The sequence below is a fragment of the Kitasatospora sp. NBC_00315 genome, assembly GCF_041435095.1.
GTDB lineage: Bacteria > Actinomycetota > Actinomycetes > Streptomycetales > Streptomycetaceae > Kitasatospora.
Genome location: NZ_CP108025.1, coordinates 8,004,205 through 8,019,737, shown reverse-complemented (window position 1 = coordinate 8,019,737; position 15,533 = coordinate 8,004,205). Strand labels below are relative to the sequence as shown.

Genomic DNA, 15,533 nt, shown 5'->3' with positions numbered 1-15,533 from the left:
GTACCGGGGTGTTCACCCGCGACGCTCGGCCGGATCCCGGACGAGTCGCCGACTACGCCGGACGCCGATCGGGCCGCCGGGCCGCGACCAGATCCGCCCGCGGCGCCCGGACCATCTCGAAGCCGGTGGCGGTGAGCTCCCCCTCGATGTCGCCGGGAGCGGCCGGCCACATTCGGAAGCTCTCCCGCTCCCCGCGCAGCAACCGGCCGTCGCGCTCGACCTGGTAGTCGAAACGCACGGTGATCACCCCGCGATCGGGCGTGCACGTGCGCCGGACGCGGTACAGGTCGGGTCCGAGACGAACCGGCGGCAGCGGCCGGCTCTCCGTCATCGCGGGGACCTCCGGCGGAGGAGGGTCGAAAAGCAGCAGGCCCCCGGGGACGAGCGCGGTGAGGAGCACCGGCCACAGCGCCCTGCGCGCGGCCGGCTCCAGGCAGGCGACCACGTTCGAGGCGACCGCCAGGTCGGCTGCCTCCTGCAGGCCACAGGCGCCGAAGGTCTCCGGGTGGACGGTGATGCGGGCCCGCTGGTCCGCGCCGAGCCGCGCGAGACGGGCGAAGAGCGCGATACGCATCGCCGCCGAGGGTTCGACCGCGTGGACGGGGGTTGCGGCGGCGCCCACCAGGACCTCGGTCACGATGCCGGTTCCGGCCCCGGCGTCGATGACGCCCACCCGCGCCTTTCGGGCGGCTTCGGCGAATCGTCCCTCTGCTCGGCGGCGGTCGTCCTCGGCCTGCAGGAGGTCGTAGAACTCGGCCGACACCGCGTACTCGGCCGGCCCGGTGGACCTGGCGGTCTCGTCGGCGCTCATGGGCTGCCCCTACCCTCTCCGCCGCCGGGCAAGCGGGCACCCCGGGTAGTTGCCCGGGGTCGGTCGGCGGCCCGGGCGAGGGCGCGAGTGAAGGCGCGGGGCGCGGCTGGGGGCCCGGGCGCAGTGCGCGGGCGCGGGCGCAGCGCCGGCGCGGGCGCGCGGCAGTCCCGTTCGGGCACGGTCCTGTCGCCGCCGGACACTGCTGCCGACACCGTCGGACGTACCTGCTCCCGGTGGATGGAGGATCGGGTCGGCGGGGAAGCCTCGTGCCCGATCGACCCCATCCGGGCCTGCTCTCCGACGCATCGGAGTGAGAAGTGCGGGCAGGCGCCCCGGCACACGACCCTCGTACCAGGAGACCACTCATGATCGTGCTCGCCCTGCTGATACCTCCGCTGCTGCTCGCCGCGGTGATCCTGCTGTCCCGCTTCGAGGAGCGTGTGTTCGCTCAGCCCCGGGAGCCGCGGCAGCAGCCGCACCTGCGGCTGGTGGTAGACGACCGGCCGGGGGCCGACGAGCCGCTCGCGGCGCAGCGGGCTGCCTGAGCACCGCACTCCCGACGCTCACGCCGACATGGCCTGGTCACCGCCGACGGCATCCTCGGCGAAGGCACCGGCCAGGTCGTCCAGTGACAGGCCCAGTGCATGGGCCAGGGCCGCCACGGTGAAGAAGGCCGGTGTCGGGGCCCGGCCGGTCTCGATCTTCCGGAGCGTTTCCGCGGACACTCCGGCCGCCGCTGCCACGTCCACCATGCTGCGGTCACCGCGGGCCCGACGGAGCAGGGCCCCGAAGCGCTCTCCGCGCTGCCGTTCGTACGGACTCAGAGGAACTCTCACCATACCCGTGATACTAATACCGGTATAAGTATTGGATTGCATCGCATCGCGAGGAGTCACGACGACATGGTGGAGATCAAGACCGACACGGCACTGGACATGATGCGGGAGGCCGGACGCGTCGTGGCCCACGCGCTCGCAGCCGCCCGCGAAGCGGCGGCCGTGGGAGTCCGCCTGCGCGAGTTGGACGAAGCCGCCCGCGGCGTTCTGACCGCGGCCGGAGCACGGTCACCGTTCCTGGGTTACCGGCCGGCCTTCGCCCCCGTCCCGTTCCCCGCCGTGATCTGTGCCTCCGTCAACGACGCCGTGGTGCACGGGATCCCCGACGACCACCGCCTGGCCGACGGTGACCTGGTCAGCATCGACTGCGGGGCCGAACTCGACGGCTGGACGGGTGACGCCGCGATCAGCTTCACCGTCGGCACCGCCCGCCCCGCCGACCTGGAGCTCATCGCCGCCACCCAGCAGGCCCTCGACGCCGGCATCGCGGCCGCCGTCGTCGGCCACCGCGTCGGAGACATCTCCCACGCCATCGGCACGGTCGCACGCGAGGGCGGCTACGGCATGCCGGCCGACTTCGGCGGCCACGGCATCGGCCGCCGGATGCACGAGGACCCCCACATCCCCAACCGGGGACGGCCCGGCCGAGGCTTCTCCCTGCGCCACGGCCTCGCCCTCGCGATCGAACCCATGCTCATGGCCGGCGGACGCGACGAGTACCGCACCGACCCGGACGGATGGACGCTGCGCACGACCGACGGCAGCCGAGCCGCCCACATCGAACACACCGTCGCCATCACCGAGGACGGCCCCCGCATCCTCACCCTGCCCTGACCGTTCACCGGCCCTGACCGTTCACCGACTCACCCGCGCACCGGCGAATCGGGTCGGCCGAGATCGGCCGACCCGCCGAACGGGGCGTCCCACCCCGGGTGCGACGCCCCGTCCCCGACGCCCCGTCCCCGACGGTGGTCGGCTCAGGCCTTGGCGAACTGCTCGACCAGCGCCTCGTTGAAGGCGGGCAGATCGTCGGGCTTGCGGCTGGTGACGAGGACGGCCGGGCCGGCCGAGCACACCTCGACCCGCTGGTCGGTCCAGTGGGCTCCCGCGTTCTCCAGGTCGGTCCGCAGACTCGGCCATGAGGTCACGGTGCGACCGCGAACGACATCAGCCTCGATGAGGGTCCACGGGGCATGACAGATCGCCGCCACGGGCTTGCCGGTCGCGAAGAACGCCCCGACGAACGCCACCGCCGCCGGATCCGTCCGCAACTGGTCGGGGTTGGCCACGCCACCCGGCAGCACCAGGGCGTCGAATCCGGCGGCGGTGGCGGCGGCCCCCTCCACGCTGCCGTCCAGCGCCGCGTCGACGGGGAAGGTGTCCCCGGCGTCCAGGTGGTTGAACGCCTGGACGAGCCCTTCTCGGGTGGACACGAGTACGGCGGTGCCTCCCGCCTCCCGCACCGCGTTCCACGGCTCCGTCAGCTCGACCTGCTCCACCCCTTCGGGGGCGACCAGGAAGGCGACGGACTTGCCCTGCAGGGAGACCACGATGATCACTCCGTTTCGGCGACGACGATGATGCTGTCCTGGCTCGCCTTGCCGTTCGTCGACGGGCGAAACATCGGAACGGCCGAGCGGGTCGCGCGGTCCGGTATCGGGCTCCGGCGCGGCTCAGAACCGGCTCCGAGCCGACTCCGAACCGGCTCAGATCCGGCTCAGATCAGGCTCAGAACCGGGTTCCGGGCATCAGTGGTCCAGGCGATCCCACTGGCGCCGCGCCGTGTCGAGCTGCTCCTGCGCGCCCTGCCGCTGCATCGCGTAGAGCACGCCGTACCCGAACGCCACGTCCGTGCCGCCTCCGTCGCCCGTGGCCGCCGCGGCCAGCGCCAGCACGGCCTGCTCGGCGACCACACCGTCCTGATGCGCTCCGAGCGCCTGCTGGATCTTCTTCATCCGCTTGCCGTAGCGGCGGGCTCCGGACCCGGTCGGGGGCGCCACGCTCTCCGCCGTGTACCGGGCTCGCTTGGCGGCCTTGCGGGCGCGGTGGAGCGCGCGGTCGCGCCCGGGCCCCGGCGCCATGTCCAGGGCGCGGTCGAGCCGCCGCCCGGTTCGCCGCTTCTCCCGCCGCAGTGCGCGGCGGACCTCTGCCCGGCCGTGGCCGGCCCGGCCACGCAGCGGCGGCGCCGCGGCGAGTTCGCCGAGGGCGTCCAGGACGGCGTAGTAGCGACGACTGTCCATGCTTCGGACGGCCGCGCGGTGGGCCTCGGCGTAGCGGTCACCGAACCATGCGCGGACGCGCGAGACCACCTGGCCGGGATGCGCCGCGGGGGGCAGGGTCGCGGCCTGGTCGCTGAGATGGAGGCCCAACACCTCGGCGTCGCGGGCCTCTCCCAGGACGTGGCCGAGCCAGCGCAGTTCCTCCGACAGATGATCCACCGTCGACGCTGCGAGCAGGCGGCGGTGTGCGGTGAGCGCGCTCCGCAGCCGGCGGACGGCGACCCGCATCCGATGCACCGCGTCGGGTTCGTCGAGGCGGACGGCCGGGTCCAGTTCGCGGATCTGCGCCGTCTGCGCCCGCAGGTAGGCCGTCAGCGCCTCGCCGACGGACCCGGCCGCGGCTTCGGTCTGTCGCGGACGCGGCGGCAGGCGGTCGGAGAGCACCCGTTCCAGTTTGGAGGAGGTCACAGCGGGCTGGAGCCCTTGGTCACGCAGTGCCTCGTCCACGGCGTCGAGGAGCTCGCGCGGGCCCTTGATGAGTTCCACCTCGGTCTCGGTCCAGGCGATCACCTCGGTCACGTCGGTGACCGATCCGCTCGGGCCCGGCGCGCCACCCGGTCGGCGGCGCCCGGTGCGCGCGGCGTCGATGACCTGCCCGCACACCTCGTCGCGCGCGAGTTCCGCCAGTTGCCGGCCGTCCGGATCCATCAGGACCACCCGTTCACGGCGGGTGTGCAGGCGCGCCACCGGGTGCAGCCCCATCCCCCGCGCGATGCCACGGGTGCGGACGACGAACTCCCGGGGAGGACTCTCCTCCTCCCCCGCCTCCAACGGCAGGCCGTACTCGCTGCGGTGTCCGTCACCACGCGGGATCTTGAGGTGCCAGCCCGGGTCGTGCCCGCCGGTACGGCGACGCAGGGTGAGTCCTGACCGGAGGAGGCGCAGGTCCGCGGTGTCGTAGTAGACCGCGTCCAGGTTCTCCGCCTTCCCCGCCGCGACGTCGATGACGTCCGGAAGTCCCGCCGCCACCAACGGGCGGCCGGGCACGCCGTCGTACTTGCGCTCGGTTTCCTCGTGAACAGTCCCCATGGTCGGCGGCTACCCGGGCAGGAGCGAACCAATCGCGTCCGCGGCGTCGGACTGCGGCCGGCCGGTCGCGGAAGCACCGGCGCAGCAGGCTGCGACAAGCAACCGGCGGAGAGCTACCGGCGAAGAGCAACCTGCAACCGGCAACGTCGGGAGAACCGCCCGGGCACCTGCACCCGCCGCCCCGGGCGAGAAACCGACGGCGGCCCCGGTGACGCCGCTCTCTCAGGCGACCCTGCTGTCCGGTTCGGCGTCGAGCGGGGGTCGCCGGTCGACGGGGAACACCTGGTCGGCACCGGTCAGTTCCAGCATCCTCGCCACGATCCCGCCCGGCGAGGCCAGGCGCAGCTGGGTGCCGGTTCGCTGGGCCTGTCGGTGGGCGAGGAGCATGGCGTTGAGGGCGCTGGAGTCGCAGAAGGTGACCTGGGACAGGTCCAGCACAGCCACCCGTGGGGCGGGAATGCGGTCGAGGACTTCGTGGAGCGCGATGCGCAGGTGGGGGGCGTTGTCGAAGTCGATCGCGCCGACGGGTGCGACGACGGGGCCCTGTGTGCTCTCGCGGGCGGTGATGGTGAGGGGGGAGGACGGGTCTGCGGGTTCGGTCATGAGCGAACCTTCCTGCCTGCCGAGCGGGTGACCTCGCAAGCGTAGGGGGGCGGCCGCGCTCAGCACACCCCCATGGAGAGCGCCGTACCCTCGGCGTCCGCATTCGCGCCAGACGCTGACCACCCGCCACCCCCACCCGGCCCGCCCGGCCCGCCCGGCCCGCCCTGGCCGATCCGCCCGCCTCGCCCCACCCCGATCCGCCCGATCCGTCCGGCCCCGTCAGGAGCGGCTGCGGCGTCCCGGGGCGAGCGGGGGACGGAGATCCCCGGGGATCGCCGGGCCGCTCACGCTCCGTCCGGATCGCCCGGTGCCCCCGGCGTCGCGCCGTCCGTGGGAGCGGCGCGGCGCAGCGTGCGAATCGCCGGGATCGCGAACAGTGCCACGCAGCCCGCGAGGCAGGCCCCCGCCGACACCAGCAGCAGCCGGTCTGGGGAGGCCAGCGCGGTGGCCGGCCCCGCCACCATCTGGCCGAGCGCGATCCCGGACACCGAACCGGCCAGCTCGTAGGCGGTGACGCGGTTGAGCACCGCGGGCGGGGTGTGGGTCTGCACGCTGGTCGCCCACATGACCGACCAGAAGGCCCAGGCACCGCCGCCGAGTACGTGGCCGGCCAGGAGCACCGGCAGGCCGGCGCCCAGTGCCACGCAGAGCGGCAGCACGGTGTAGAGCGCCATCGCCACCGCGCCGGCGGCCAACGGCCGGGCCGGGCGCAGGCGCAGCGCCAACAGGCCGCCGAGCACCGTTCCGACGCCGAGGAAGGAGACCGCCAGGCCGTAGGCGTTCGGGCCGAGCCGGGCACCGACCAGCACCGAGCTGAGCGGTATCAGCGGGCCGAAGAGCAGCACGCCGTAGCCCATCCAGATCAGGATCACCGCCCACATCCAGGTGCGTGCACGGAACTCCTGCCAGCCCTGGCGCAGGTCGCGACGGAGTGAACCGCCGGTGCGGTCGGCGCGGTCGCCGTCGGCGTCGGCGGCGGCGGCGGGGGCGGCGGGGGCGGCCGTGGGCGCGTCGGCCGGGGTGATCCGGATGAACGCCAGGCACAACGCGCTGAGCAGGAAGGTGGCGCCGTCGATCGCGTACACGGTGCCGGCGCCGGTCAACGTGATCAGCAGCCCCGCCAGGGCCGGACCGAGCAGTTGGGCCAGCGCGTCGGCCACCTTGAGCGTGGCGTTGGCGCGCTGCGGCTCGCGGGCGACCAACGGGATCATCCCGTTCACCCCCGGCTGGAACATCGCGGCGGCCGATCCGGCCAGTGCCGCCATGGTCACCAGCAGCCAGAACGGCGGTGGCCCGGCGAAGAAGGCGGCGGCCAGCACGCCCTGGGTGAACACCCGGGCGAGGTCCGCGCCGATCATCATCCGCCGCGCGCCGATCCGGTCGGCGAACACCCCGCCGAACAGGACCAGGACGACGAAGGTCCCGGTCCAGACGCCGAGGACGAAGCCGACCCCGGAGATCCCGTACAACGCGCCGACCGCGAGCGCCGCGGCCACCGGCATCATCGCGTCGCCGACCAGCGAGACCGTACGGGCGGTGAAGTAGAGCGTGAACCGTCGGTCCCACAACGGGGGCCGGGCGGGCGACCTGGCGGTCGGCGGGTCGGCCCGCGCTGTCCGGATCCGGATCCACCTCCCGGTCCGGGCCTGGGTCGGGGAGGGGGGCGGGGGCGGGGAGGGGGACGGGGGCGGACTCTGGGTCTGGCTCTGGGTCTGGCTCTGCGGCCGCGTGGTGGTCACAGCAGAGATAGTGGTCTGTACCAATCGGTCACTCCAGTGTCCCGAACGACACGATGGGGTACTTTCCCGCCATGACGCTTCGTTCGCTGCCTGCGGCCACGGCGCCGCACCGGGTCGTGGCCCTCTTGCAGCCCCCGCAGTCGACCTTCCTGCTGGCCTGCGCGACCGAGGTGTTCGGCGACCACGGCCCGGCGGTCCCGGCCCGCTACGCGTTCGAGGTCTGCACCGAGCTCCCCGGTCCGGTGCGCACCCAGGTCGGCTACGACGTGCTGGTCACGGCGGGCCTGGACGCGTTGGAGCGCGCGGAGACCGTGCTGGTCCCCGGCTGGCAGCAGCCGGCCGGCAGCGAGGTGGCGCCGGCGGTGGTCGCGGCGGTCCGCCGCGCCCACGAACGCGGCGCGCGGATCGTCGGCCTCTGCTCGGGTGCCTTCGTGCTCGCCGCCGCCGGACTGCTGGACGGCCGGCGGGCCGCCACCCACTGGACTCGCGCCACCGAGCTGGCCGCCCGGTTCCCACTGGTCCGGGTCGACCCCGCGGTGCTCTACGTCGACCACGGCGACGTCGCCACCAGCGCCGGATCGGCGGCCGGCGCGGACCTCTGCCTCCACCTGGTGAGCGCCGATCAGGGCGCCGCGTACGCGATGCGGATCGCCCGGCAGATGGTGATGCCGCCGCACCGCGAGGGCTGCCAGCTGCAGTACGCCGAGCTGCCCACCGCCGGCCCGGTCGCCGACTCGCTGGCCCCGCTGCTGGAGTGGTTGGCCGGGCGGTTGGATCAACCGGTCAGCGTCGCCGAGATGGCGCTCCGCTCCCAGGTCTCGGCCCGCACGCTGACCCGGCGCTTCACCGAGCAGTTGGGCATCAGCCCCGGCCGCTGGCTGCTGGACCGGCGGATCGCCGCCACCCGGGCGCTGTTGGAGGAGACCGACCTGCCCGTGGAGACGATCGCACGCCGGGTCGGTCTCTCCTCCGCCGTCAACCTTCGCCGGCGCTTCCACGAGGCCCTGCGCACCACGCCCGCCGCCTACCGGCGCGCCTTCCGCTCGGCCGAGGCCGGGTAGGCCGGCGCTGAGCGGCACCACCGGTGTCGCGAGTTCGGGGCGGCCGAGCACGTGCCCCGGTCCCGGCGGGCGCACCGGTCTCCGCCGGCCGGTCGCGGGCGGGCGGCAGCAGCAGCAGCGGGCTTCGCAGGGTACCGCCGGTGTTGAGCTCCTCTACGGCCCCGTCGGCACGGCGGATGACGGCCAGGTGTCGAGCGCACCCGGCCGCCGGGGCAGAGGGCCCGCGTTCCGGGGTGCTGCGGGCCTCAGCGAGCACACCCGAGTGGGGCCCGCGCACGCGCGCGAGCCCCACTCGGGTGTCTCCCCGGCGCCGCCGCCTACCAGCGGTACCAGCGGTGGCGGCTGCCGGAGGAGTGGGTGCCACGGGCGAGGAAGCCGACCAGCCAGACCACCAGGACGACGACGGCCACCCACCAGAGGATCTTCACGGCGAAGCCAGCTCCGAACAGGAGCAACGCCAGCAGCAGGACGAGAAGAAGGGGAACCATTGCGACCTCCACAGTCAGTGTCGAACAACCGACTGCCCTGGTCCGGACCAGATACTCCTATCGCACCGGACACTCATCGTGACGTCCGACCGACGGTGACCGGCGGGTGAGCGAGGTGGGGCCCGGGCGCGGGGCCCCGCCCCACGCCCGGGGCCGGCCTCCCGCCATCACCGGCTCTGGCCGCGGAATTCCTCGGGGCGTTCCGGGGAGGTCTCGGCCAGCGCCTTGGTGACCGCCTCGACGCCGGCACGCAGGCCGTAGACCGGGGTGCCGGGCTGCTGGCGCCAGGAGTCGTCCAGGCCGCCCGCGTCCACCGAGTCGAAGCCGAGTTCGTCGATGAGGGCGCGGACGGTCCTCTTCGCCACCTCCTCGTCGCCCGCCACCGGAAGGGCGATCCGGTCGGGGTCGCCGGCGGGGAGGGCCTTGTCCAGCAGGTCCTGGGCGTAGGTGCCGTTGAAGGCCTTGATCACCGGGTGGCCGAGGTGCCCCTCGACCCATCGGCTCTCGGTCAGCCCGCCGTCCTCGATGGCGGCGATCCGGCCGTCGCGCTCCTGCGGGTAGTAGTTGTTGGTGTCGATCACGGCGAAGCCCTCGGCGGCTCCGTCGAGGAGGCCGGCGGGCAGGTCGGGCACCTTCAGCAGGGGGACGGTGACCACCACGACGGCCGCGCCCCTGGCCGCCTCGGCCGCCTCGACGGGGGTGGCGCCGGTCTCCTCGGCGAGGGCCTTCAGGGTCTCGGGGCCACGGGAGTTGGCCACGGACACGTCGTGGCCCAGGGCGGTGAGACGACGGGTCAGGTTGCCGCCGATGTTGCCGGCGCCGATGATGCCGATCTTCATGAGCTCTCCAAGGGTGCGGAAACTTGTCCTCGTGGGCCCGAACCCCGCCGGGCGGCAGGACATTCCGCTCCGGGCCGCCGGGGCCACGGATTCCACCCGAAAGAGGGACACACCGCGCGGGGCCCAGCCGTACCGCGCCGCCCCGTTCCGTCTTCGTCCGCACCTTTCCGCATCCGTCCGCGCCGGCCCGGCCGATCCGCGACAGACCACGAGAGCTCCGGCCGACGCACCGCGCCACCGCTCGCGGTGGCACGCCCGCAGCGCGGGCCACCGGGGAACGGGGGTCGCCGGGAGCACCGACCGGTCGGAACCGCCCTCGCCTCGAACTACGCAGAGTGACAATTCTGCGGACTGCAGCCCACTCGTCTCGGCGGGCCCGGTCGGGGGAGCCGGCCGGCCATCGGCGCGAAACCACCGGGCGAGCGGGATCCGGCGGCCCCTCACAGCCGGACGAACGGATCCACCCTCCGGCTTCCGTTTTAGTTTTGTTTTAGTAAATCAGGCCGCAAAAGCTTGAACATCCCCTGAATAACAACCTTGACCGGTCTATGGACAAGCCTTCTATATGACGTCTAGGTTAAGCGCTCATCGGCCACCGCTCGTTCTGAGCCCGAGCGGAGCCGCTCTCGTGATCAATGACCGATCAGCACAAGGAGCAAGCGGATATGCGAAGAGGATGGCTAGCCGTCGCCGCAGCGACGATGACGGTGCTCACTGCCTGTAGCGGTAGCAGTGGGGGCGGCGGAGGGTCGGCCGCGATCGCCTCGGGCGACCCGGCGAAGGTCTCCGGCGACATCACGGTGCTGACCAACCGCACGGACCTGGTCTCCGACGGGACCCTGAAGAAGTACGCGGCCGAGTTCAACAAGACCTACCCCGACGTCAAGGTGAGCTTCGAGGGCCTCACCGACTACGAGGGCGAGACCAAGATCCGCATGACCACCGAGAACTACGGCGACGTGCTGCTGATCCCCAACTCGCTGTCGGTCGGCCAGTACCCGACCTTCTTCGCCCCGTTGGGCTCCGCCGCCGACCTCTCCGCGAAGTTCGACTACACCGACCACGCCACTGTCGGCGACAAGGTCTACGGCATCGCCAACTTCGGCGTGGCGAACGGCTTCGTGTACAACAAGGCGCTCTGGGCGAAGGCCGGTGTCACCGACTGGCCGACCACACCCGAGCAGTTCGTCGCCGACCTCCAGGCGATCAAGGACAGGACCGGGGCCACGCCGTACTACACGAACTACCACGACGGCTGGCCGCTGACGAACTGGACCAACGCCATGGGCTCGCCGTCGTGCGACCCGGGCGCGCACGACGCGCTGGCGACCACCGCAGCGCCGTGGTCCGCCGGCAAGGACCTCTACAGCGCGGACAAGCTCCTCTACACCGTCGTCCACGACAAGCTTTCCGAACCGGACCCCACGACCACCAACTGGGAGAACTCCAAAGCCCTGCTCGGTACGGGCAAGGTCGCCTCGATGTGGCTCGGCTCCTGGGCGGTGTCGCAGATGCAGGCCGCGGCCAGGACAGCCGGGCAGGATCCCGCCGACATCGCGTTCATGCCCTTTCCCGCACAGGTCGACGGCCACTTCTGCTCCGTCCTGCGACCCGACTACCAGTACGCCGTGAACGTGCACTCCCAGCACAAGGAGGCCGCGAGCGCCTGGCTCAACTGGTTCATCACCAAGTCGGGCAATGCCGCCGCCGAGGGCTCGATCTCCTCCGTCAAGGGCACCGCGCTTCCCACCACCGTGCAGCCGTTCCAGGACAAGGGCGTCAAGTTCATCCCCGAGGCCCAGGCCGCGGCCGTGCAGGTCGCCAAGATCGACAAGGCTTCGGAGATCGGCATCACCTCGCAGGACTACCGCCAGCACCTGGTCGACGTGGCGCGCGGCGCGGCCGGCGGTGACATGGACAGCTTCTTCGCCGACCTCGACAAGAAGTGGTCCGAAGCGCTGAACTCCGCCGGCTGACCTCGGCCGCCGGTCTTGCCCGGCCGCCCTTTTTGCCGGGCGGCTCACCGAGCGACCGCCGACCCTCTCGCGGGCCCACCGGCCCGACCCGCACCAAGGAGAAACGCATGACTGTCCGCACGCCGCTCACCGACGGCTGGACGCTGCGGCTGGATCCGTCCCGGCACACGCCCGCCCAGGCCCCGGCGAGCCTGCTGCACACGGCCGTGCCCGCGCAGGTGCCCGGCTGCGTGCACACGGACCTGCTGGCCGCCGGCCTGATCCCGGACCCCTACCTGGGGCTCAACGAGACGGAGGTCGCCTGGGTCGGGCGCGCCGACTGGACGTACGACACCGCGGTACCGGCGCGGGACGGCGCGTACGAACGTGCCGACCTGGTCTTCGAGGGCCTCGACACGGTCGCCGAGATCACCCTCGGGGGCCGACGGCTCGGGGCGACCCGCAACATGCACCGCAGCTACCGCTTCGAGGTCACCGAACTGCTCGACGCCGACCGAACGCCGCTCTCGGTGCGGTTCACCTCGGCCTACGTCGAGGCCGAGGCCGTCCGCGCTCTGCTGGGTGAGCGACCCAACTCGTACCCGGAGCCGACGAACCACATCCGCAAGATGGCCTGCGGTTTCGGATGGGACTGGGGGCCGACCCTGGTGACCGCCGGCATCTGGCGCCAGGCCCGGATCGAGCAGTGGTCGACCGCCCGGCTGGCCGAGGTCCGCCCGCTCGTCACGGTCCGGAAGACGACCGACCGGAAGACGACCGACCGGGAGACGACCGACCCGGAGAGGACCGAACAGCAGACGGCCGAGCAGCGGCCGGCCGAACAGCAGCCGGCCGAGCCGCCGGCGACCGGTCAGGTCGAACTGCGGGTCGCGTTGGAGCGCACGACGGCCGGCGCACTGCGCGAGCTGACCCTCACCGCCGAGATCGGCGGGAGCCGGCACCAGGTCACCGTCGCGGCGGGCGAGGACTCCGCCCTGGTCACCCTGCGGGTGCCGGACGCACAGGTGTGGTGGCCGCGTGGCTACGGGGCCCAGCCGCTGTACGACTGCCTGCTGCGGCTCACCGACGAGCACGGGATCGAACTGGACAGCTGGAGCAGGCGGATCGGCTTCCGTACGGTCGAGTTGGACACCGCGGCCGACGAGCACGGCAGCGGGTTCACCCTCGTCGTCAACGGGATCCGGATCTTCGCCCGCGGCGTCAACTGGATCCCCGACGACGTCTTCCCCACCCGTGTCACCCCGGCCCGCTACCGCGAGCGGCTCCAGCAGGCCGCCGACGCCAACGTCGACCTCGTCCGGGTCTGGGGCGGCGGCATCTACGAGGACCACGCCTTCTACGACGTGTGCGACGAGCTCGGTCTGCTCGTCTGGCAGGACTTCCTGTTCGCCTGCGCCGCCTACCCCGAGGAGCAGCCGCTGCGCGGCGAGGTCGAGGCCGAGGCCCGCGAGAACGTCGCCCGCCTCATGCCGCACCCCTCCCTGGTGCTGTGGAACGGCAACAACGAGAACCTCTGGGGCTTCGCCGAGTGGGGCTGGGAGTCCGACCTGGCCGGTGACTCCTGGGGCGAGGGCTACTACCTCGGGCTGCTGCCGCGCGTCGTCGCGCAGACCGACCCGACCCGACCCTACTGGGCGGGCAGCCCCTGGTCCGGCTCCTGGGACCACACTCCCAACCACCCCGACCACGGAACCTCGCACTCCTGGGAGGTGTGGAACCGCCAGGACCACGGCGACTACCTCTCCAGCGTCCCCCGGTTCGTCGCCGAGTTCGGCTGGCAGGCACCGCCCACCCACGCCACGCTGCTCCGGGCGCTCCCCGACGAGGCCCTCGCCCCCGACTCTCCCGGCATGCTGCACCACCAGAAGGCCGAGGACGGCAACGGCAAGCTGGACCGCGGCCTCGCCCACCACTTCACCGCCCCCGCCGACTTCGACGAGTGGCACTACCTCACCCAGGTGAACCAGGCCCGCGCCGTCGCGACCGGCGTCGAGCACTGGCGCTCGCACTGGCCGCGCTGCGCCGGCACGGTGCTGTGGCAGCTCAACGACTGCTGGCCCGTCACCTCCTGGGCCGCCATCGACGGCGACGCCCGCCCCAAGCCGCTCTACCACGAGCTGCGCCGCCTCTACGCGGACCGGCTGCTGACCTTCCAGCAGCGCGAGGGACGCCTCGTCCTGGCGGTCGTCAACCAGGGTGCGCAGCGGTGGCGCGGTGGTCTCACCGTCCGGCGGGTCTCGGCCGACGGCGCGGTTCTCGCCGCCGCCGAGCTCGCGTTCGACGCCGAGGCCCGGGCGGTCGCCCTGGTCGAGGTGCCCGCCGCGGTCGCCGGCGCGGGCGATCCCGGCAAGGAGCTGTGGACGGCCGAGGCGGACGGTCTGCGTGCCTGGCACTTCGCCGTCGGCGACGCCGACTTCGCCTATCCTGAAGGCGCCATGGACATCACCGTCACCCCGAGCCGAGGCGGAGCCGACATCACCGTCACCGCCCGCACGCTGCTGCGCGACCTCCTCCTCCAGGCCGACCGCCTGCACCCCGACGCGCGCACCGACCAGGGCCTCACCACCCTGCTGCCGGGCGAGAGCACCGTCCTGCGTGTACGGGACTGGCCGGACGCCGGGCCGACGGCCGACCTCACCGCCGCGCTGCGCTGCGTCAACTCGCCGCGCTCCCGGGGCCGGCGCGCATGACCACCGCTCCCGGTGGTCCGGCGCCGCGCCGCGCCACCATCAAGGACGTCGCGGCGCGCGCCGGAGTCTCCATTGGGGCGGTGTCGCTGGCGGCCAACAACCGGCCGGGCGTCTCGGACGCCACCCGGGCCCGGATCCTGGCCGCGGCCGCCGAACTCGGCTGGCAGCCCAGCCAGGCGGCCAAGGCGCTCTCCGGCAACGGCCGCCGGACGGACACCATCGGTCTGGTCATCGCCCGACCGGCCCGCCAACTGGGCCTGGAACCGTACTACATGGAATTCATCTCCGGTGTGAAGAGCGTGCTGGAGGAGCAGTCCTGCTCCCTTCTCCTCCACCTCGTGCGCGACACCGACCGGGAGATCGAGATCCAGACCGAGTGGTGGCAGAGCCGCCGGATCAGCGGATCGATCATCGTCGACCTGACGGACGCCGACCCGCGCATCCCCGCGCTGGAGCGGATCGGCCTGCCGGCCGTCGCCGTCGGGCACCCGCATCTGACCGGGCGGTTCGCCTCCGTGTGGACCGACGACGCGGCGGCGGTGGAGGAGGCGGTGCGCTATCTCGCCTTCCTCGGCCACCGACGGATCTGCCGGGTCGGCGGCAACGCCGCCCTCGGGCACACCATCATCCGCACCGCCGCGCTGGAGGCGATCACCCGCGAGCTCGGCCTGGAGGAGGCCCGCTCCATTCCCACCGACTACTCCGGCGAACAGGGCGCGCGCGCCACCCGCACCCTGCTGACCTCCCCCCGTCCGCCCACGGCGATCATCTACGACAACGACATCATGGCCGTCGCCGGCCTGTCCGTCGCCAGCGAGATGGGACTCTCCGTCCCGGCCGACCTGAGCCTGGTCGCCTGGGACGACTCCCAGCTCTGCCAGCTCACCCATCCCACCCTGTCGGCGATGAGCCACGACGTCTTCGGCTTCGGTGCCGAGGCGGCCCGGCGCCTGTTCGCCGTCATCAACCGCGAGACCCCCGCATCGGGCCAGGCCCCCCGGCTCGTCCTGGTGCCCCGGGGCAGCAGCGGACGCGCCGCCGTCTGACGCCCTCGGCGTCCGCCGGTCCACCGGTCCGCCTGGTCGTCCGCGTGGTCATCCACCTGCCGGTCGACCAGGCACCTGTGGCTGCCGGACCGCGGCCCGCTCCGCTCCCCGACCGGCCACGGCCCACCGGTCGCCG

The 15,533-nt window shown here is 73.0% G+C and carries 14 protein-coding genes; 6 read left to right on the top strand and 8 right to left on the bottom strand.

The annotated features are described in order from the left end of the window. Window positions 1-52: 52 nt before the first annotated feature. Entirely contained in the window at window positions 53-811 is a 759-nt protein-coding gene (locus tag OG823_RS33275) for a trans-aconitate 2-methyltransferase (RefSeq protein WP_371484062.1), read from the bottom strand. Window positions 812-1,176: 365 nt separating this feature from the next. On the opposite strand from OG823_RS33275, the gene OG823_RS33270 reads away from it, so the two are divergent. Then, entirely contained in the window at window positions 1,177-1,356 is a 180-nt protein-coding gene (locus OG823_RS33270) for a hypothetical protein (protein ID WP_371484060.1), read from the top strand. 18 nt (window positions 1,357-1,374) lie between these two features. Here the strand turns inward: OG823_RS33270 and OG823_RS33265 are convergent, their stop codons facing one another. Then, a complete protein-coding gene (locus tag OG823_RS33265) occupies window positions 1,375-1,650 on the bottom strand; it encodes a helix-turn-helix domain-containing protein (RefSeq protein WP_371484059.1) in 276 nt (91 codons plus the stop codon). A 63-nt stretch (window positions 1,651-1,713) separates the two neighbouring features. On the opposite strand from OG823_RS33265, the gene map reads away from it, so the two are divergent. Continuing rightward, a complete protein-coding gene (gene map / locus OG823_RS33260) occupies window positions 1,714-2,481 on the top strand; it encodes a type I methionyl aminopeptidase (protein ID WP_371484058.1) in 768 nt (255 codons plus the stop codon). Between the two features lie 143 nt (window positions 2,482-2,624). Here the strand turns inward: map and OG823_RS33255 are convergent, their stop codons facing one another. From OG823_RS33255 to OG823_RS33240, 4 genes are all read right to left on the bottom strand, one after another. Then, window positions 2,625-3,188: a type 1 glutamine amidotransferase domain-containing protein gene (locus OG823_RS33255; protein WP_371484744.1), complete on the bottom strand. Its 564-nt coding sequence runs from the start codon at window positions 3,186-3,188 to the stop codon at window positions 2,625-2,627. 207 nt (window positions 3,189-3,395) lie between these two features. Beyond that, window positions 3,396-4,955, bottom strand: a complete 1,560-nt coding sequence (locus OG823_RS33250) for a CHAD domain-containing protein (RefSeq protein WP_371484056.1) — start codon at window positions 4,953-4,955, stop codon at window positions 3,396-3,398. A 222-nt stretch (window positions 4,956-5,177) separates the two neighbouring features. Further along, window positions 5,178-5,558, bottom strand: coding sequence for an STAS domain-containing protein (locus tag OG823_RS33245; RefSeq protein WP_371484055.1), 381 nt, complete (start codon window positions 5,556-5,558; stop codon window positions 5,178-5,180). 284 nt (window positions 5,559-5,842) lie between these two features. Then, a complete protein-coding gene (locus tag OG823_RS33240; protein WP_371484054.1) occupies window positions 5,843-7,297 on the bottom strand; it encodes an MFS transporter in 1,455 nt (484 codons plus the stop codon). A gap of 71 nt (window positions 7,298-7,368) precedes the next feature. Here OG823_RS33240 and OG823_RS33235 point away from each other — a divergent pair, with 71 nt between their 5' ends. After that, the gene (locus OG823_RS33235) at window positions 7,369-8,358 is read left to right on the top strand and encodes a GlxA family transcriptional regulator (protein ID WP_371484053.1); all 990 of its coding nucleotides are present in this window, start codon (window positions 7,369-7,371) and stop codon (window positions 8,356-8,358) included. A 317-nt stretch (window positions 8,359-8,675) separates the two neighbouring features. On the opposite strand, the gene OG823_RS33230 is transcribed toward OG823_RS33235, so the two are convergent. Then, complete coding sequence (locus OG823_RS33230) at window positions 8,676-8,846, bottom strand: hydrophobic protein (RefSeq protein WP_371484051.1); 171 nt, start codon at window positions 8,844-8,846, stop codon at window positions 8,676-8,678. Between the two features lie 167 nt (window positions 8,847-9,013). Beyond that, complete coding sequence (locus tag OG823_RS33225) at window positions 9,014-9,685, bottom strand: NADPH-dependent F420 reductase (protein WP_371484050.1); 672 nt, start codon at window positions 9,683-9,685, stop codon at window positions 9,014-9,016. A 665-nt stretch (window positions 9,686-10,350) separates the two neighbouring features. On the opposite strand from OG823_RS33225, the gene OG823_RS33220 reads away from it, so the two are divergent. From OG823_RS33220 to OG823_RS33210, 3 genes are all read left to right on the top strand, one after another. Further along, window positions 10,351-11,661: an ABC transporter substrate-binding protein gene (locus tag OG823_RS33220; protein WP_371484048.1), complete on the top strand. Its 1,311-nt coding sequence runs from the start codon at window positions 10,351-10,353 to the stop codon at window positions 11,659-11,661. Window positions 11,662-11,768: 107 nt separating this feature from the next. Next, window positions 11,769-14,351 (top strand): glycoside hydrolase family 2 protein, encoded by a 2,583-nt coding sequence (locus OG823_RS33215; protein ID WP_371484046.1) that lies wholly within the window; start codon window positions 11,769-11,771, stop codon window positions 14,349-14,351. Beyond that, window positions 14,348-15,397, top strand: coding sequence for a LacI family DNA-binding transcriptional regulator (locus tag OG823_RS33210; protein WP_371484045.1), 1,050 nt, complete (start codon window positions 14,348-14,350; stop codon window positions 15,395-15,397). The genes OG823_RS33215 and OG823_RS33210 overlap by 4 nt, the downstream gene beginning before the upstream one ends. Window positions 15,398-15,533: the final 136 nt, after the last annotated feature.

Excerpts from the sequence above, each read along its gene's own strand:
- OG823_RS33250 (WP_371484056.1), bottom strand. The coding sequence starts at position 4,955 with ATGGGGACTGTTCACGAGGAAACCGAGCGCAAGTACGACGGCGTGCCC.
- OG823_RS33225 (WP_371484050.1), bottom strand. The coding sequence starts at position 9,685 with ATGAAGATCGGCATCATCGGCGCCGGCAACATCGGCGGCAACCTGACC.
- OG823_RS33230 (WP_371484051.1), bottom strand. The coding sequence starts at position 8,846 with ATGGTTCCCCTTCTTCTCGTCCTGCTGCTGGCGTTGCTCCTGTTCGGA.
- OG823_RS33270 (WP_371484060.1), top strand. The coding sequence starts at position 1,177 with ATGATCGTGCTCGCCCTGCTGATACCTCCGCTGCTGCTCGCCGCGGTG.
- OG823_RS33275 (WP_371484062.1), bottom strand. The coding sequence starts at position 811 with ATGAGCGCCGACGAGACCGCCAGGTCCACCGGGCCGGCCGAGTACGCG.
- OG823_RS33245 (WP_371484055.1), bottom strand. The coding sequence starts at position 5,558 with ATGACCGAACCCGCAGACCCGTCCTCCCCCCTCACCATCACCGCCCGC.
- OG823_RS33265 (WP_371484059.1), bottom strand. The coding sequence starts at position 1,650 with ATGGTGAGAGTTCCTCTGAGTCCGTACGAACGGCAGCGCGGAGAGCGC.
- map (WP_371484058.1), top strand. The coding sequence starts at position 1,714 with ATGGTGGAGATCAAGACCGACACGGCACTGGACATGATGCGGGAGGCC.
- OG823_RS33210 (WP_371484045.1), top strand. The coding sequence starts at position 14,348 with ATGACCACCGCTCCCGGTGGTCCGGCGCCGCGCCGCGCCACCATCAAG.
- OG823_RS33220 (WP_371484048.1), top strand. The coding sequence starts at position 10,351 with ATGCGAAGAGGATGGCTAGCCGTCGCCGCAGCGACGATGACGGTGCTC.
- OG823_RS33215 (WP_371484046.1), top strand. The coding sequence starts at position 11,769 with ATGACTGTCCGCACGCCGCTCACCGACGGCTGGACGCTGCGGCTGGAT.
- OG823_RS33235 (WP_371484053.1), top strand. The coding sequence starts at position 7,369 with ATGACGCTTCGTTCGCTGCCTGCGGCCACGGCGCCGCACCGGGTCGTG.